The sequence below is a fragment of the Pontiella desulfatans genome (assembly GCF_900890425.1).
GTDB lineage: Bacteria > Verrucomicrobiota > Kiritimatiellia > Kiritimatiellales > Pontiellaceae > Pontiella > Pontiella desulfatans.
In genome coordinates, this window is record NZ_CAAHFG010000002.1 from 1,339,620 (window position 1) to 1,358,243 (window position 18,624).

Below are 18,624 nucleotides of genomic sequence, written 5' to 3' on the forward strand. Positions count from 1 at the left end.
GGAATGGAGGGGGCATGAAACGAATTTCGCTAGCGCTGTTTTTGGTCTCACTGGCCGTGCCGTTCGCAACGCCTGCGGCGCCAATTGGCTGGGGCGCGGCAACGGATGTTTCCGCGGCAACGGATGTTTCGGTTTCGGGCAACCTGGTGGAGGCCTTCAACGCGGGGGACAATGCGGTTGCAGACCAGACCGTGAACGGCGTGCTCTTTACCGGAACGGGGGCGCTGCTGAACCTGAACGCAGCCTCGGACGTCTTTTCCGGCGACACCGGCGATGCGGCCTACAATGCCTTGCTCAGCTCCATTGACTATGGTGGCGGCACCGACCTCGTTACCCTGCAGGTGGGCGGCGGAAACCTGGTGGCGGGGGGCACCTACGAGATCCAGGTTTGGTTCGTGGATACGCGCAGCACGCGCCAGACTCCGGTGGGCGACGGGGAGTCGCCGAACAACACCGTTACGTTGTCGGGGAATCCCGGGCAATACGCCATCGGTACCTTTACCGCCGACGGAACAACGCAATCGATCACGCTCGAATCGCCGGATTTTGGCAACGCGCATATCAACGCCTACCAGATCCGCACGGCCGGCCCGCTGCCCGATCCGGATGTGCCGACCGGGTTGACGGCGACGAACGGGGCAACCGATGAGATCGTGCTGGACTGGGACGACAACACGCAGGGCTACGCCTTCTCGCACTTCATCGTGAAGCGCTCCCCGGATTCCGGCGGGCCGTACATGCCCATTCCCGGCGCGGAACCGACGGCGAGCGAATATACGGATACCGGGCTGGTCACCGGCTCGACCTACCATTATGTGGTTAGTGCCGTGAATGTCGGCGAGGTGGAGTCGGCGGATTCCGCGGAAGCCTCCGCCACCGCGCAGGTGTTTGTTCCCGATGCCCCGACCGTTCCGACGGGCCTTGATGTCAGGTCGGGCAATACCCGTGCCTATTTGAGCTGGGATGAAAATACGCAGCTGGGTTTTGCGGCGTTCCGGTTGAAACGGTCGGAAGACCAGGGCGGCCCGTATGACTTGATCATGTCCGGCACCAATACCACGTATGTTGATTCGGGGCTGACCAATGGCATCACCTATTTCTATGTCGTCACCGCCGTGAACATCGATAACGCGGAGTCGGCTCTTTCGGTCGAACGTTCGGCCACGCCGGCTGCCGCCGCCGAGCCGCCCAACTTCCTGTTCATTATCGCCGACGATATGGACACCTATGCGGTGAACGCCTACCGCGAGTCGGAGCCCTGCGAGACCGACGCGGCCGGCAATCCGTATGGCATCGACACCCCGAATATCGACCGGCTGGCCGAAGAGGGGATGCTGTTCCACCAGGCGCGGTTGATGGGGGCGAACAGCGGCGCGGTCTGCACGCCTTCGCGCACCACGATCATGACGGGGAAGAGCACATGGGAACGAACGGTGGGCGTCACCGCCGCCACGACATTCCCCGGCATCTTCAACCGGGGCGCGCGCGAAGGGCAGGGGGCGCTGCCCTATGCCACCTACCGCACCTGCAAGTCCGGAAACTCCTACCCGACGGCCAACCTGGAATTCCAGGCTGTGAACGACGCGACCAAACGGGGAAACACCGATGGAAACGGCAGCGAGTGGCATGGCGACTGGGGGGAGCTCTATCTGGAGGATTGGGCAAACAACCACCAAGCCAACGGAAAGCCGTTTTTCATGTATCTCGGCTTCTCGCATCCGCATGACACGCGGCTGGCCCGCGAAAATCCAGACCTGACGGGCCGCTACGGCTGCATCAACACCACCGACCCCGCTTCCATTATGTTGAATGCAAACGCGCCGCCGCTTCCCTACAACCATCTTTCCTGCACACCGGACACCTATCCCGCGCATCCGTTCGATCATGGCCACCTGGGGGTTCGCGACGAGAACACCGTTGCCGGCATGGGGCAATATCGAACGGCGGCGGTGGTGCGCAACGAGATCGGCCGCAACTTTGCCTGCGTCGACTGGATCGACCAGCAGATCGGGCGGGTGCTTGACCGGCTCGAGGATCCCAACGGAGACGGTGACACCTCCGACAGCGTGGCGGACAACACCTATGTGGTCTTTACCGCCGACCACGGTATTGCGATCGGCCGCCACGGGCTGCAGGGCAAGCAAAACCTTTATGAACACACCTGGCGGGTGCCGTACATCGTGCGCGGCCCCGGCATCGAAGCCGGAACCGCAACGGACGCCCTGATCTATTTGCACGAAACCTTCCCGACCTTCTGCGACCTCGCCGGCCTCGACCTCCCCGCCACGATCGACGGCAACGACGGCCAGAGCTTCCGCGCCGTGCTGGAGGGAACCACCAATGCGCATCACGATGTGGTTTATGGCCTGTATGCCGGCGGCGACAAGCCCGGCATCCGCGCCGTGACCGATGGCCGCTTCAAGCTGATGAAATACGATGTCGGCAACAATGCCACGCAGGTGACCCAGCTGTTCGACCTGGAACAGAATCCGTTCGAGCTGCTGCCCGAACACGGCGTTCCGAACCTGGCCGAACAACCGGCCTATGCGCAGATCCGCCAGCGGCTCGAAGCGCGGCTGATGGAAAAGCGCATTCTGTTTGCCGATCCCTATGCCTTCCTCGGCGACCGCACCCTGCTGCGGTTTGAAAATGATCTGACCGATGCCCTGCCGTTCGGGAACAACGGAACCGCGCCAAACGGGGCCGCCTATTCAACCGACGTGCCCAACGAAACGGACTACGTCGTGGGGGAGGCCAATACGGCGGCGCTAGACCTGGAGCAAACCCTTAACCAGTACATCCAGGTTCCGGATGCGGCCGCTCTCGGATTCGGCGCTGCGCCTTTCACGATCGAAGCCTGGGTGAAGCTCGAAAGCCTGCCTTCGGAGTCCAATCTTGCGAGCGCGATGCCGGTGGTGCAGAAAAAGGTCATCGGTGCGGCCGACAGCGAGCTCGACTATATGTTCCTGGCCTGCGCCGGTAGCTTTGGCGATGCCACGACCTTCCCGAACATGGCGCTCCGGCTGGGGGCGACCACCATCGTTTCTTCGCTGGCGATCCCGGACCTGCAGTGGCACTACATCGGCGTGGCATTGGATCCCGTTGCGGACACCGCGCGCTTCATCCTCGACGACCAGACCAATGTGGTCTCGACCACGGCAACCGGAACCGCCAACGCCGGGCCGCTCGTGGTGGGGGCCCACTTCAATTCGTCGGGCGTGGTGGATGCCGCGTTCGATGGGCTGATCGACGAGCTGAGCATCACCGACGGTTTCCTGGCCCCCGCCGAGCTGCAGCCGCTACGGCAGATTCCCGAGCCGCTGCCGCCTTTGCTCCAGGCCCCGGTCATTTCCAATAACAATGTGGTGCTGAGTTTCGACTCCACCCCGTTGCATCTTTACGACGTGGAGTCGACCCCGCAACTGATCGATCCGGTCTGGACGCTGGAACGTTCCTATCTGTGGGATGCGGGCAACCGCATCTCCGTGCAACTTGGAGCCGCGGCTTCAACCAACACCTTCTACCGCGTCCGGACTCCATAGGTGGCGCTACCACCCTATTGGGTAGGTAGTCGCGAGGGGAACCCCGTGCTAACTTCTCCAGCAATGGTTGCGGAATGGATTGATCCGCGCCGACTAAAGGAGAAGAAAAAAATGAACAACCCGATTCAGACCACGAAAATTCAACGGTATCGATTGATTGGCTTTGCGGCGGCCCTCTTTTTGGGCCTCTCATCGCCGATGGCGGGTGCCGGGGTGATCCTTTCCTACGACAGCCTGCTCCCGGCATCCGGTGGTTCGGCCACGGCACTCAGCCGTATCAACAGCCAAACCGACACGGAGTTTGTGGCTTCTTCTGCCCAATTCAGCGGAATCGGCCCCAGAGGTGTGATGGCGGCGATTCATGGTAGCCAAACCAATGTTCAGGGGGCCTACGGCGATCAAAACGACCTCATGTTCCGCTTCGGCAGCAGCGATACCACGCCGGGTGATGGAATTCTCTCTGGTGCGCTCTCGGTGGGGCATGTGGCGCTTGGCCCGTATGTCTCATTCAGCTACACGGCAGCCAAAAACCAGACGCTCAGCGGGTTTTCGTTCCACCTGTTCAATAATTCAAACAACGCCAGCAGTTACGGCGCGCGCGACGTTGGACTCTATGTCCAGGTTGCCGGCGGCGGCTATGCCCAGTTTGGTGATTTGGACACCTCAGCCACCGGCAATGGAAACCAGGGCATCGTGACGTTCAGCGACAGCCTTGCCGTGGCGAACGGCGAGCTGGTGGAATTTCGCCTGGGCTTCACCGACCGCACCCGCACGAACAACGACCTGCAGGCGGCGACCCGCATTGGCGACGTCAACATTTCCGCGATTCCGGAACCGGCTTCGCTGGGTTTGGTTGCGATGGTGGGGGGAGGAATCTTTTTTGTCCGCCGCCGCTTCATGATCTAGCGGAATAGTAGACTATTGTTTTTGGAAGGGGCGGTGATCCGCCCCTTTTTGTTGCTGCAACCATGTCCGCCGTTCGCCGACTACCTCATCGGCTAGGTGGGCAGGTTTGATCCTTGTTGATACCTTACCCGCTACTGTTTTTTAGCGTGATTGGGTTAGACCGGAAAGGAAGAGGGAAACATGAAATATGCAGGAATCGCGATAGGCATGGCATGGTTCGCCATGAATGCTTTAGCTGGCACCGTCACCGTGGGCGTATCCGCGCCCGCAACCAACATCCTGTCGTCTGCGGTTGGCGGGATCGACTCGGCCATCTTCGACGAAAACGCCAACGCAAACCATGCGCGGGGCCAGGTCTTCAGCCTCGGGGATGCCGGAGACAAAAACAACGCATTCGAAATCCGCGCGCTCACGATCCAGAAGAGCAATGACCAAACCTATTCCAACGACACCCTGACCTTGCGGGTTTTCCAGGGATCCGAAGCACAATGGACAACCGGAACCGGCCACTCCACCACCATTGACGGCGACGATTATCTGGTCGGCACGGGCTGCGCCTTGCTCCACACCGAAACGTTCACGCTGAACGGAGCATTCTCCAACGAGAGCTTTGTCACCTTGACGCTCGCCACTCCAATCACCCTTGGCGCAAACGGCGACTATGGCTTTTTCTTTACCTACGATCAGGTCGATGGAACTCAGGATCGATTCCGCTATCGGGAGGGTTCCAACGGGGGGCGTCTTTCGATTTCAACCACCGCCCATGGCACCTCCGACCGTCAAATGGAATATTACCTCCAAGGCACCGCCGTCGCGGGCTCGCCCACCTTCGCGGTGTTGTATGGCTCGCCGTTCCAGGACGGCATGGTGCTGCAGCGCGGCAAGCCGCTCAAGGTCTGGGGGACGGCCGCCCCGACCAACGAGGTGACCGTTTTCCTGAACGGGGCGACGGGCATGGGCATGTCCGATGCCGATGGCAACTGGATGGTGGAGCTTCCGGCGCAGACCGCGAACGGCCCGTATGAACTGACGACCGTCTGCAATGGACAAACCAACACGCTGACGGATGTGCTGGTGGGCGATGTTTGGATTGCTTTCGGCCAGTCCAACATGGTGCGTCCGCTGAGCGAAATGACCAACAAGCAAATCTATATCGACGACATTTCCACCAACCGCATGATCCGCTGTCTGCAAGTTGCCCAGGATGCGGCCCTTACCCCGCAGGAGTCGGGGGCCATGACGTGGCTTGATAATTCCAATCCCGGAAGCTGGGGGTCGGTTGCCGCCGTGTTTGCCCACCAGATGCACGCAGGCAGCGGAGTGCCGACCGCGGTGGTCTGGGCGGGCTGGGGCAGCTCGTCGATCGAAGGCTGGATGCCGATCCAGATGACGAACGATTTCCCGCATTTCGAGGCGATGATGGAGCATTATCAAAGCATCGGCGAGTACGTCAGCGGCGACACCATCTCGTCGCGCGTGTCGGCCACGTATTCCTCGAACCTCGAAGCGATCACCGCCATGGTCAACGGCACGGGGACTTGGGATGATATCTTCATCCGCACGCGTCCAAACATTATCTACAACCAGCGGATCCACCCGCTGCTCGACTTCGGTATTTCCGGTTTTGTCTGGTACCAGGGCGAGGCGAACGCCGGCACTCCGGAAAACGTTGCCCAGTATGGTTTCACGCTTCCCGCATTCGTTGCGGAATACCGCGCGCTCTTCGGCCAGGGCGACCTACCGTTCCTCGGCGTGCAGTTGCCATCGTACAACAGCACCTATTGGGCCTGGTTCCGCGAATCCCAAAGCCGGGTCGCAACGCTCAACAACGCCCATGTGGCCGTAACGATCGATACGGGACTGGTCAACAACATCCACCCCTACGACAAGGAGCCGATCGGCCAGCGCCTCGCCCTGCTGGGGCGCAAATATGCACTCGGCGAATCCATCGAGGCACATGGCCCGACCTTTGCATCGATGGGCATCAGCGGCAATGAGGCGACCATCACCTTCAGCCATGCGAACGGACTGGCGACAGACGACGCGCTCGCTCCCGCCGAGTTCGAGTTGGCCGGTTCCGACCAGGTCTGGCATGCCGCAACCAGTGCGGCAATCAGCGGCGGCAATGTCGTGGTCAGCTCCAGCTCGGAACCTGCTCCGGTGGCCGTGCGCTACGCGTGGTCGCCCGCGCCGGTGAACACCGTGAACCTGATCAATGGCGATGGCCTGCCGGCCGCGCCGTTCCGCACCGACGACTGGATGCCGACCGGCCTGGGGGCGCAGGCGCCGATGGCGGTGAAGGATTCGTATGGCGTGTTCACCAACGAAACGCTGGCGGTTGCCGCAGCGGGCGTTTTGGGAAACGACATGGACTTGAACCGCGATCCGCTCACCGCATCGCTGGTCTCCGACGTTTCGCATGGAACGTTGTCGCTGGCTTCCGATGGCTCGTTCAGCTACACGGCGGATGCCGGTTTTGCCGGAGCCGATTCTTTTGAGTATGCCGCTTCGGATGGCGCATTGTCCGCAACCACGACCGTAACGATTGCTGTCAATGTGGGGTCGCTGGCCGCCGGCTATTCGGACGCGTTCGACAACGATGGACTGGCGATCAACTTCGGCGAGGGCGGGGGGCTGATCAACAAGACCTGGTATGGGTCGGCTTGGCAGGACGATGGCGAGCTGACGGGGCCCGTGAGCGGCACCCGCTGGTACCGCGCCCTCGCCTATACCGCGCTCTCCTATCCGGTCAGTAATGGCTTCATGCTGGATGTGGCCTACTCCATCACGAACATCGTTGTCGGGGAAGAGCGTGCCACCGCCACCTTCGGATTGGTTGCCGACGATGCCACCGAAGCCGACATGGATATCCTGTTCAGCCGGGAAATGCCGATTCAGGGCATCGGCATGAGTCTCACGGACTGCACGGCGGAAGATGGTGTGCAAGGCTTGCATGCTGATAGCGGAACGCTGGCGCTGTTGAGCAACGACCAAACGGTCACGGCGGGGTCCAACAAAACCTTCAGCCTGACCGTTCTGCCGGATGGCAGTTGGTCGTACTGCATCGATGGCGCGGAACCGACCACCGGCACCGGCCTGGTTTTCGATCTGGATAAAAACTACCGGTTTGCCGCTTTCGTCAGGCAGGATCCCGGTTTTGCCATCCAGCGCGTTTCTCTCGTGCCCATTGCATCCGTCACGGAAATCGGGGAGATCGATTTCGGGATCCTGCCGGGCGGAACGGAACTGGGGTTCAGCTGGTATGGCGAGGCCGGAGCGAACTACGGACTCGAAATGACGCAAAACCTGGTTACGGGCATTTGGGAAACGGTTACGAATGTCGTCGGCGCCAACTCGATGATTTCGCTGACGAACGCGATGGACCGGACCAACGCGTTCTTCCGCGTCTACTTGGCGGACTAGTGCTTTACTCTGGCCGACCGGCGTTTCCCGTGGGTTCACCGCCGTCGCCCGAGCGCAGGATCCGCTGGTCGGGAATGCTGTTTTCCTTGGCAAACCGGATGGCGGTTTCCAGGGTGTCGAAAAGGTGGATTCTTCCTTTGCCCGCTTTCTTGTGCAGTCCGCTCCTTTTTGAAATCCGAACGCCGTATCCCGTCACCTGTTCAAGGGTGAACCCATCCTTTTCCATCGATGCCACCGCCGCTCCATCCGACATGTGAGCCTTCCAGGGTGCGTAGGACAACGTCCCGTCAGAATGTGTGATTCGCGCCCAGTCTCCATGGTGGATATCGGCAACCGTGACGGCCGTGTGGTTGACGACAACGAGGGTGCCCATGCCAATGATGATTAATGCAATGAACAGGAGTAGCTTGTTTTTACTCATCGTATATCCTTTCAACCTAGAAGCGTAAATGAACCACAGATGAACACGGATAAACACAGAAACCATTCAAGCTTAGTTCCTATAACCCACAGGGAGGACGGAACAAATTTCGTCTCTTCTTGAATATCAGCGTCCATCTGTGTTCATCCGTGGTTCCATTCCTGGGTTAAGGTTCAAGCATGGCACTCTGCTTCGGTGCCATCACCTTGGTTATACCAAATTAAACTGATTTGAATTTTTTACCACAGAGTTCACAGAGACGCAGAGGGTGGCAGATGTATTGGTTGCTCTGTGCCTCCGTGCGCTCTGTGGTGAGACTCTTCAAGTTAATTGCCTATTAATCAAGTGGCGGGGCGGTTCTTTTTCCTTCGGTGTTCCTTGTTCGTGATTCGATATTCTAAATAATTCCCTTGCGGATGCCTTTGGCAACGGCGCCGGCCTGGGATTGCACGTTGAGCTTTTTGTAGGTGTTGGCAATGTGGAACTTGACCGTGTTGGCGGAGAGGTTCAGATCGTCGGCGATCTCTTTGATGATCTTGCCGGTGGCCAGGGCCTGCAGCACTTCGATCTCGCGTTCGGTGAGGTCGAACTCGTTTCCGGCGGTGTTCTTTTTGGGGAAGGCGTCGAGCACGAGCGAGGCCATCTGCGGGTCCAGCGAGGCTCCGCCCTCCATGACGTCCTTGATGCCGCGGATGATCTGTTCGAAGGCGACGCTCTTAAGCAAGTAGCCGGAGGCACCCGTTCGGATGGCCTCAACGACGTGCTTCTGCCGCTCCGAGCTCGTTAGCATAATGCATTTAATGGTTGGGTCGATTTCCCTGATTCTTCCAAGACCTTCAATGCCGTCCATGCCCGGCAGCGCAATGTCGACCAGCATCACCTCGGGATGCTCCATTTCGGCTTCGAGGCATTCGAGGGCTTCTTCGCAGGAGGAAAAGTTCCGGTCGCAGCGAATGGTGCCGGAGGCGTTGATGATTTCGGTCAGATTGGTTCTGAAGGCCGCATGGTCTTCAATCATCCAGGTTTTCACCGTCTTTCTTTTGCCAGATCCTGTTGTCATCCTACTCCTCTGTTGCAGTGCCGTATTGGTTTCTGATTATAACGGCATTTTCAATGTAACCTGTGTCCCTTGGCCCGGGGTAGACTGGATTTCGAGTTCCGCGCCCAGCAGTTTCGCCCGCCGTTCCATGTTGGCAAGGCCACGTCCCGAATCGCTGTTGGCCACGACGGTGCAGGACGGATCGAAACCGATTCCATCGTCTTTCATGGTTAGTTCCAGGACGGAATCGTGCATGGCGGCCTGGATGGACATGTGTTTCGCCTGCGCATATTTGGCGCAATTGTAGAGGGCTTCCTTGACCAGCAGCATGATGTTCCTGCGGGTTTTGGCCGGAACCGGAATGCCCTGGGGCGGGGGATAGGTGAAATCGACCTGGCAATCCGTCAGGACGCTTCTTGCGGTTCGTTCGAGTTTTTCGAACATTTCGGAAAGGTGGACGATATCGGAGTCCATGTGCCAGATGATTTCCTTGATGGAGATGAAGCTTTCCTGGGCAATATGCCCGATCTCCATCAACTTATCGCGGATGAGCGCGGGCGAGGAATCCTGTTGCAGGCGTCGGGTGATCATGGAGATGGTGCCCAGGTTGCTGCTGATGTCGTCGTGCAGGTCGGCGGCGATCTGCCGGCGTAGGTCCATTAGGGCGCGTTGCCGGGCAATGCGCTGGTAGGCAATCCAGAGGATGAGGGAAAAGAAGAGGATCGTGCCGCCGGACATGCCGACCATCCAGTAATAGGAGTTGCGGGTGGCGCGGGCGATCATCAGGCGATGCTGGGTTTCGGCAAGTGCTTCGACCAGGATTTTCCTGGCGGCGAGCTGCTCGATATAGTCCCGCTCGGGAATGATCTTGCGGCCGTTGCTGTAGCCATCGGTCAGCAGGCGCGTATCGGCGGCTTCGCCTTCGGGAGTCTGGGTCACACGGATGCTCGCTCCTGCGGCAAGGTTGTTCAGCTGGTTGCCCTCGCGACCCATCAGCCGGATCTCCCCCATGGCGAAAACCGGGCGGCCATCATGGCGCGGTAACTCGTGCAGGATCAAACGAACAAAGCGCCCTTTGGCCGAGGAAAGCGGGTGCCAGCGCATCCGGGAGGGCAGGGTGTCTTCGATGATTCCGGATTGGATGGCCGGCTCCGTTTTCAACCACCGGCGCAACTCGACCTGGTATTCCAAGGGGAAGGCAAACTCCGGAATCGGCATGCCCGGCAGCTTGGCGGGATAGAGTTCGACGCGCCCGATGTTCCGGGCCTCGCCCAGGTCGATGATGATTTCGGGGGTTGCAAGACGGATGGTTTCCTCATCGAAATACTGGACGAAATCCGCCGCCGGGTGATGGGTGTGGAAATAACCGCCGGCATGGATTTTCCGGTCGGTGAGGTATTGGAGTTTCCAGTAGGGAGGCTCGTTGAGGGAGTCGGATGCCGTCAGCCCTTGGTATGCCGGGGGAGCCACGTTGTTGCCCTGTTGGAACACCATGAGTTCGTCCAATGCAAAGAACTGCGAGTCGCCCTCGACCACGCCTTTGTTGACCGTAAGGCGAACGGTCTGCACGGCGCGGGCGGCAAAGCTGAAAAAAACGGGGTGCAGTCCGGGGTCGGGAAAATCCGCAGCCGTCCAGTCCACGACCGTTACCGGGACATCCGGTTCCTGGTGGCTGAAGATTTCGATCTTGAAGCGTTTGGGGAATCCATAGTTTCCTTCGTCCGAAAACGCCGGGTAGAAGGCCGGTACCAATGCGATGCCATCCACGGACGACGTCCACTTGCCGAAGAACGAGAGTTGCACCCAGGCTTCCATGGTGTCGTTGGTGGCGCCGGCGGGGTGCCGCCCGCCCAGGTATCCGAAATATTGATGGGGCGGGGCGATTCTGCTTTCGAGCTGCGGGAGCTGTTCCAGTTTTTCCTGCTCCATGCGTTCGCGCTTTTCAAGCGCCCCCATGCCGCGTTCCGCGATTCCCGCGGAGGGCGGGCCGGCCTCCTCCGGGAAGCAGGGATCGGAATAGCCCCGGCCCCCGGGGGGCTGCGCCTGGATCGTTCCGGCGAGCAGGCTCCCGAAGAGGGCTGCGGAGATCAATGTTGCGGGTATGGGGAATGTCGTGTCCATGGGGTATGTTCGTTGGGGTCAACCGATAGGGAAGCTAGCACAACGATGCCGCTGGAAACAAAATAAACACCGGCTAAATTGGGGGATTGCTTGAGGGAAACCACCTCTTTGGCTAGGTAGCCATAGACGGGGTCCCGATGCTAGATTCCACCGATGTGATAGGCCGTATGTCCGTTTTGGATGGGATGCAGGAGCGGATACGGTTTTTTTTTAGAACAACAACCCAAGGAAACCCGCCATGACGATTCAAACCCTAAACCGTCGTTCCCTGCTGCGCAATGGAGCCGCCGCCACTGCCGCCCTAACCGTGTCGCCGTCCGTGTTTGGGGAGCGTGCGGTACCCTCGTATTTGAACAAGCAGGCGGCCTTATACCAAACCGATCCCCGGGCGGCTGCGCTGGAGTATTTCAAGGCAGCGGACTTCGGCCTGTTTATCCATTACGGGCTCTACTCCTTGCTGGGCCGGGGCGAATGGGTGCAGTTGAAGGATAAAATCCACGTGGCGGAGTATGCCAAGCTGGCCGACCGGTTTACCGCGGAAAAATTCGATGCCGACTTCATTACCGATATGGCGCTCGATGCCGGGATGACGTATGTCAACCTCACGACCCGCCACCACGACAGCTTCTGCCTCTTCGATTCCAAATACACCGACTTCAAGAGCACCAACTCGCCGGCCAAGCGCGATCTGGTTGGCGAACTGGCCGAACAGTGCCGGAAAAAGAACATGGGCTTTTATCTCTATTATTCGCACGGCCGCGACTGGCGCCATCCGCATGCGCCCAACAACGGCGATTGGGGTGGCAACGCCCGGCCGAAATATGATGCCCAGGAGCCGTTCTATAAATACGGCGAGGAACAGGATCTCCAGATTTATGTGGAATTCATGAAAAACCAGATCACCGAGCTGCTGACCAACTATGGTCCGGTCGGCGGCATCTGGCTGGACGGGGAGGGCACCCCCAAATCCCGTAAGAACCGGCTGCACGAGTTCAAGCTGCAGGAGCTCTACGACCATATCCGGTCGCTGCAGCCGCAGGCCCTGGTTTCCTACAAGCATGGGCTGACCGGCACGGAGGACTTCAAGGCCCCCGAGCGCAAATTCGAGGGCACATCCGATGTGCCCCTGGAATTCTGCGATACGCTGCAACCGTGGAAGTGGGGATACGACAAGAGTCTGGACGGGAAGCACAAGACCGCCGACCAGGTGATGGAAATGCTCGGTAAGGCGCGGGGGATGGATGGCAACCTGTTGCTCAACGTGGGCCCGTTGCCGGACGGTTCCATCCATCCGGAAGATCTGAAGACGCTGGCCGAAGTGGGCAAGCGTTTGCGGAACGCCTAGGCCTGCGCCTCGGATTGCTTTCTGTTCCTGCTGAGCGATGGCCATCCCGTCATCAAGACCCCGCACTTTCCCCTCCAGAATAAATACCACCTGATCGGGTGGGTAGGCATGGTGCTAGACCGATGGTATCTTCAGCAAGACGCTATTGGAAAAGGCATTGCAGCCTTTCCATGCATTGAAAGGTAACCGGAAATCAACTGGAGGAAAGTCATGAGGAACGAGATGAAAGCATTCGCATGCGTCGCAACGGTCGCACTTCTGGGCGCATCGCTCGCACAGGCGCAGCTCACCTGGGATGTCGTGCCCGGCACGGTCGGCATCGGCGACAACGCCATCGCCCATAGCAACGGCGTGTGGGACGCAACCTCGGGAAACTGGACGGCGGATGGCGGCACCAACAATGTGCTCTGGATTTCCGGGGCGGATGCCGTGTTCGGTAACAACGAGAGCAATACCGCGGTTACCATCGATATCCCGGATGCCGGCGTGACGGTCGGCGATCTAACGCTGGAACCCGGCGGCGGCAAGGTCAGCCTCCAGGCCATCAACGACAATATCGGCGCCATCACGGTTAATCCCGGCGGGGCGACGTGGGATACCGGCGGGCGCGAAATTGAAATTGTCGGATTGAATACGAGCAATGATACCCGCGTGATCATGACCCCTGGCGACACCCTGACGGTTGTCGGCGGCGGCACATTCGATGCGGGGGAAAGGCAGCAGAATGCCAACTGGGTGGCCACCGGCGCCACGAATGATATCCAGGATGGCGTAACGGTGCGCGGATGCGTCAACAACGTCGGGCAGTTCGACATGATCAAGCTCGAAGGCGGCACCACCTACATCCACGAGCGCAACTCCGGCCAAACCTACAACAACGACTGGGAGCTGGGTGCGGGGATCGTCTCGTTTGATAACCGGTTTACCCGACCGTATGTGATAAATGGTGTGATCAGCGGCCCCGGAACGCTGCTGGTCAAGGATCTCGGCGGAACCGGCCAGGACTCCCGTTTGCAGCTGAATCAAACCAACACGTTCACCGGCGGGATCATCGTTGATTCGAGCAACAACCTCGCCCGTTTGTCGATTAGCGGCGACCACCAGCTTGGTGCGGTTCCGGCAACATTCGACCCCGACAACATTGTGCTCCGCAACGGCGGCATGATGAAACTGACGACGGTCACGCTCAACCTCAACCGCGGCATCACGCTCGAAAACGGGGTGGGCGGGGTGATCCTCAACTCCGCCCCGAGCACCATCGGCAGTCCGATTACCGGCCCGGGAAGCTTCCGGGTGGGTTGGGATGGCGATTCTTCCGGGAACGCGGTCATCCTTACCACGAACAATACGTACGAGGGCGAGACCAACCCGCGCAGGGGAACGATTCAATTGGGCATCGAGAATGCCCTGCCCACCACTACGGTGCTGTCCATCGGGGGTAGTGCCGGCGCTTCGGTGCTGGAGATGAATGGCTTCAACCAGACCATCGGCGGCCTTACCACCACGGGCGGAAACACGCGCCAGATCGAAAACAACAGCGCAACCAGCGTAACGCTCACCATCAATGTGGCCAGCAGCAATACCTACGATTATGCTGCAAACTTTGCGGATGTCGGCGACATTGCCCTGGTGAAGGAAGGCGCCGGCGTTCAGCGTCTGTCACGTAGTGGCGGTTATTCAAAGAATCCGGTCTCGCTGACGATCAACGGCGGGGAGCTGGAGCAAAGCGGAACGGCCTTTGCCGTACCGATCACGGTCAATTCCGGCGGAACCCTGGGCGGCATCGGTACAACCCTCAGCAACGTGGTCGTCATGTCCGGCGGCTCCATTTCCCCCGGTAACAACGACGGATGGAACTCGGTGAAGATCGAGGGGGCCAACCTCGACCTCAGCGACATGATCGACGATAATGCCGGCGGACTGCAGATCGGGTTCGGGGCCGCTTTCGATTCGATCATTGTCAGCACCAACGCCTCCGGCTTGGGTGGAACCCTCGATATGGATGGCCCCACGGGATCCGACCTCGGATTCAGCGACTTCACCTTCACGGATCAGGATGGGGTGGCGAGTGGTGTTTATCCGATCCTGGTTGCCCAGTCGATCGTTGGAACGCTGGATGCAACCGACCTGGGCGGGGATGTCGGCGACCTCGGTGCAACGGGGATGCTCTCGCTGTCGAACAACACCGTTTGGCTCACGATCGACGGTGTCGATACGTCCGAATACGGCCAGTGGGCCTCGACCTTTGACCTGCCGAAAGGCTCGGATCTGGTCGATACGGATGACGACGGCTACAACAACTTCCAGGAATTCGCCTTTGGCGGCGATCCCACCAACGACCTGGTGGTCGGCATGGTTCCGGTGGCCGGCACGCTGGACGATGGCTCCACCAACTGGCTGACGATGGTCTATGGCGAGCGCACCAACGACAACCCGGGCGTAACCTACACCGTTGAAACGGTCGATGACTTGGTTTTCGGCACCTGGACCAACGATGTCACCTTCCTGGGGTATGGCGACACGGTCGATGGCATCACCCCCGTCACCAACGCCATTCCGATTGACAACACGAAGGACTTCCTGGGCGTGTTCCTCGAAAAGCAGGAATAGGCCGGTTTGGCGTGAGTGAATGGGCATGGGCCGGAGGATCATAATGGATTCCCCGGCCTTTGTTTTGGGGCGGCCGGCAAGGGTTAAGTGAAATCGCTTGTCACTTTCCATCGAAATACGGGGTTTATGGTGTATGTATGGGTGCCGAGGGGACTCTTTTTTTAGACCACGAATGCGGAATATGATGAAACGACTTTTTATAGCGCTGTTGACTTTTGTGTGCGCATCTCAGGCGGAACGCTCCGGTTTTGACCTGGATTGGAAATTTGTGCTTGGGGATCCGGACGGGGCCGAGCAGGTTCGCTTTGACGACGCCGGTTGGCGCACGTTGGATGTCCCGCACGACTGGAGCATCGAAGGCGAATACCATAAAAACAATCCGATGGGCGGGACTGCGGGATACCTTCCGGCGGGAATCGGGTGGTATCGCAAAACGATCCCGGTGCCGGGCGATTGGAAGGGCCGGCATGTCGAGATCGCCTTCGACGGCGTCTACATGAACAGCACCGTCTGGGCAAACGGAAAAAAACTCGGTACGCGCCCCTATGGCTGGAGTTCGTTTTCGTACGACATCAGCGACGTGGTTCAATCCGCCGACTCCATCACCTTCGCCGTGCGGGTGGATAACGAAAAGCAGCCCTCTGCGCGCTGGTACACCGGCAGCGGCATCTATGCCCACACGTGGATCGATGTGAAGCAAAAGGTGCATGTGCCGGCCGATGGGCTTTTTGTCCGCACCGACGGTGGCCGCGTGGAACTCGATGCGGAAATCCGCAACACCACGGGGGCCATGCAAAAAATCGACGTCGAGGTTTCCATCGTCGATCCCGAAGGGAAGGTCGTGGCCTCGCAGCGCAAGTCCGTCATGGCAGGAAACGATGCGGTTCAGGTTTCGGGTTTCAGGTTCGAGGTTTCCGCTCCCCGGCGGTGGGATCTGGATACGCCGAACCTGTATAAGGCGTCGGTGGTTTTGAAGAGCGGGAATATCCCGTTCGATCAGGCCGAAGTACGGTTCGGTTTCCGCGATATCGAGTGGAAGCCGCAAACCGGCATGTGGCTGAATGGCAAAAACGTAAAGCTCCGGGGCGTGTGCAACCATCAGGATGCGGGGGCGTTGGGCGCGGCGGTTCCGGACAAGATCCTGCGCTTCCGGATCGAACAGTTGAAGACCATGGGCTGCAATGCCATCCGCACCGCCCACAACCCGCAGACACCGGTCTTCTACGACATCTGCGACGAGGTCGGCATGCTGGTGATGGACGAGATTTTCGATGGATGGAAGAAAAAGGCGGCGCACGATTATGGCCGGTACCATTTTAACGACTGGTGGGAACGCGATGTGGCCGGTTGGATCAAGCGCGACCGCAACCATCCCTCCGTGGTGATCTATAGCGTGGGGAACGAGACCCACGGCAAGGTCGGGAAGGATATTGTTGCGCTCTGCCACACATTGGATCCCACGCGGCCGGTCACCTCCGGACACTCGGGTTCGGAATATATGGATGTGCTCGGCGTCAACGGCGCCAGCGAATCGGTGGGGTGGTTCGACCGGCTGGAAACAGACCGCGTATTCATCGGCACCGAAAACACCCACACCTGGCAGGTGCGGGGGTTCTACCGCACTAAAACCTGGTATCGCGACGGCGGCCCCGAGGTGAAAAAAGCCGTCCATGAAATCCCCGACCTGACCGAGGTCGAAGTGTTTTCGCACGATTGGACGGACGAGTCCGGGCGCTCCCACCGCAAGCAGGTGTTCAACTCCAGCTATGACAATGCCACGGTTCGCACGACGGCGCGCCACAACATCGAGCAGCTGCGCGACATTCCAAATTTTGCCGGCACCTTCCGCTGGACGGGCCACGACTATATCGGCGAAGCCAGCTATGTGCATGGCGGCTGGCCGTTCAAGGCCTTCATGGGGGGGGCGATCGACCTGGCCAACTTTGAAAAGGATCTCTATTACCTCTACCAGAGCCAATGGACGGACGAACCGATGGTGCACATCCTGCCGCACTGGACGCACCCGACGCTCAAGGAGGGAACGAAGATTCCCGTCTGGGTCTACTCCAACTGTTCCGAGGTTGAATTGTTCCTGAACGGAACGTCGATCGGCACGCAGGCGCCGGGCCGGGCCTGGAACGAAATGCAGTGCCAGTGGATGGTGCCGTGGGCGCCGGGCGAGCTGAAGGCCGTTGCGATCCAGGGCGGACGTGCGGTTGCCGAAAAAACCATTCGTTCGGCCGATGCGCCGTCGCGCATTGCGCTCTCTATCGACGGCGAGCCGCTGGCTGCCGAAGGCAAGGACCTCGTTCAGGTGCGCGTAACTTCGACCGATGAAAAAGGCGAGATGTATCCCTACGGCGAAAACCGAACCTTCTTCAAGGTGCTTGGACCCGGAAGACTCCGTGCGCTCGATAACGGTAGCCCGATCGATGTGGAAAAACACTTCGGTGTGGATAGCCGCATCGCGTTCCATGGCCTGACCCGCGCTTATGTCGAATCGACCGGCGAGCCGGGCGGCATCGCCCTCGTGGCGAGCTGCATCCTCGGCGAAAAGAAACAGGTTTCCTCTAACAAGGTTAGCATTGATGTGCAGCAGATTCCGTTGCGCGGATCGGTGCCCGAATCGAAGGTGGAAATCTTTTATACGACCGATCAGTCCGAGCCGACCGCTCGGTCCACCCCCTACACAGGGGCGTTTCCGGTTAAGCTGGGCACCACCGTAAAAGCAATGGTGATGGTGGACGGCAAGCCATTCCAGACGCTGGAGGAACGCTTTGCCATGAACGAAGGTTTCGTGTGGAACAGCAAGCCCACGGCATCCAATCCCGGCGGCGAGCAGGCCGAGGATGCGGCGCTCAGCGGCGCGCGCGTCAGCGCCAAGGGCAAGGGGTTCCATGGGCGGGGCTTCATCGACTTTGGCCACAATCGCGGCGCCTATGCCGAGTGGTATCAGGAAAACGACGGTGATGCCGGACAGGCCGAGCTGACGATCCGCTATAGCGGAAACGCCAAAGGCAAGCCCGGGCGCAACGTGAAACTGACGGTGAACGGCCAAACGGTTCAAGCGGAACTATTGCTCCCGAACACGAAGGACTGGGGCTCCGATTGGCAAACCCTGACGGTTGGCATTCCGATTAAGCGCGGCGCCAACACCATCCGGCTCACCACGGTGGAAAGCGGTGGAATGTATATCGATGAGATCTCCGTTCGATAA

General features: G+C 59.5%; 9 protein-coding genes. 6 read left to right on the forward strand and 3 right to left on the reverse strand.

Features of this window, described 5'->3' with window-relative positions; genetic code table 11:
• The first annotated feature begins 14 nt into the window (after nt 1-14).
• The 3 genes from E9954_RS20945 to E9954_RS20955 all read left to right on the forward strand — a co-directional run bounded on the left by E9954_RS20945 (nt 15) and on the right by E9954_RS20955 (nt 7,871).
• On the forward strand, nt 15-3,542 hold the full coding sequence (locus E9954_RS20945; RefSeq protein ID WP_136081218.1) for a sulfatase-like hydrolase/transferase: 3,528 nt from the start codon (nt 15-17) through the stop codon (nt 3,540-3,542).
• A 111-nt stretch (nt 3,543-3,653) separates the two neighbouring features.
• Nucleotides 3,654-4,448 carry a PEP-CTERM sorting domain-containing protein gene (locus E9954_RS20950; protein ID WP_168442472.1) on the forward strand — a complete coding sequence of 265 codons (795 nt, stop codon included), beginning with the start codon at nt 3,654-3,656 and terminating at the stop codon, nt 4,446-4,448.
• 180 nt (nt 4,449-4,628) lie between these two features.
• Nucleotides 4,629-7,871: an Ig-like domain-containing protein gene (locus E9954_RS20955; protein WP_136081220.1), complete on the forward strand. Its 3,243-nt coding sequence runs from the start codon at nt 4,629-4,631 to the stop codon at nt 7,869-7,871.
• A 4-nt stretch (nt 7,872-7,875) separates the two neighbouring features.
• Here the strand turns inward: E9954_RS20955 and E9954_RS20960 are convergent, their stop codons facing one another.
• The 3 genes from E9954_RS20960 to E9954_RS20970 form a co-directional block, all read right to left on the reverse strand.
• Complete coding sequence (locus E9954_RS20960) at nt 7,876-8,292, reverse strand: hypothetical protein (RefSeq protein WP_136081221.1); 417 nt, start codon at nt 8,290-8,292, stop codon at nt 7,876-7,878.
• Between the two features lie 397 nt (nt 8,293-8,689).
• Nucleotides 8,690-9,352, reverse strand: a complete 663-nt coding sequence (locus E9954_RS20965) for a response regulator (RefSeq protein ID WP_136081222.1) — start codon at nt 9,350-9,352, stop codon at nt 8,690-8,692.
• 36 nt (nt 9,353-9,388) lie between these two features.
• Complete coding sequence (locus E9954_RS20970; RefSeq protein ID WP_136081223.1) at nt 9,389-11,452, reverse strand: sensor histidine kinase; 2,064 nt, start codon at nt 11,450-11,452, stop codon at nt 9,389-9,391.
• A gap of 238 nt (nt 11,453-11,690) precedes the next feature.
• Between E9954_RS20970 and E9954_RS20975 the strand changes: the two genes are divergently transcribed.
• From E9954_RS20975 to E9954_RS20985, 3 genes are all read left to right on the forward strand, one after another.
• A complete protein-coding gene (locus tag E9954_RS20975; RefSeq protein WP_136081224.1) occupies nt 11,691-12,797 on the forward strand; it encodes an alpha-L-fucosidase in 1,107 nt (368 codons plus the stop codon).
• 222 nt (nt 12,798-13,019) lie between these two features.
• Nucleotides 13,020-15,407 carry a hypothetical protein gene (locus E9954_RS20980; RefSeq protein ID WP_136081225.1) on the forward strand — a complete coding sequence of 796 codons (2,388 nt, stop codon included), beginning with the start codon at nt 13,020-13,022 and terminating at the stop codon, nt 15,405-15,407.
• 181 nt (nt 15,408-15,588) lie between these two features.
• A complete protein-coding gene (locus E9954_RS20985; protein WP_222847263.1) occupies nt 15,589-18,624 on the forward strand; it encodes a glycoside hydrolase family 2 TIM barrel-domain containing protein in 3,036 nt (1,011 codons plus the stop codon).

Coding starts and splice junctions, on each gene's coding strand:
- E9954_RS20965 (WP_136081222.1), bottom strand. CDS start 9,352: ATGACAACAGGATCTGGCAAAAGAAAGACGGTGAAAACCTGGATGATT.
- E9954_RS20945 (WP_136081218.1), top strand. CDS start 15: ATGAAACGAATTTCGCTAGCGCTGTTTTTGGTCTCACTGGCCGTGCCG.
- E9954_RS20955 (WP_136081220.1), top strand. CDS start 4,629: ATGAAATATGCAGGAATCGCGATAGGCATGGCATGGTTCGCCATGAAT.
- E9954_RS20970 (WP_136081223.1), bottom strand. CDS start 11,452: ATGGACACGACATTCCCCATACCCGCAACATTGATCTCCGCAGCCCTC.
- E9954_RS20950 (WP_168442472.1), top strand. CDS start 3,654: ATGAACAACCCGATTCAGACCACGAAAATTCAACGGTATCGATTGATT.
- E9954_RS20975 (WP_136081224.1), top strand. CDS start 11,691: ATGACGATTCAAACCCTAAACCGTCGTTCCCTGCTGCGCAATGGAGCC.
- E9954_RS20960 (WP_136081221.1), bottom strand. CDS start 8,292: ATGAGTAAAAACAAGCTACTCCTGTTCATTGCATTAATCATCATTGGC.
- E9954_RS20980 (WP_136081225.1), top strand. CDS start 13,020: ATGAAAGCATTCGCATGCGTCGCAACGGTCGCACTTCTGGGCGCATCG.
- E9954_RS20985 (WP_222847263.1), top strand. CDS start 15,589: ATGATGAAACGACTTTTTATAGCGCTGTTGACTTTTGTGTGCGCATCT.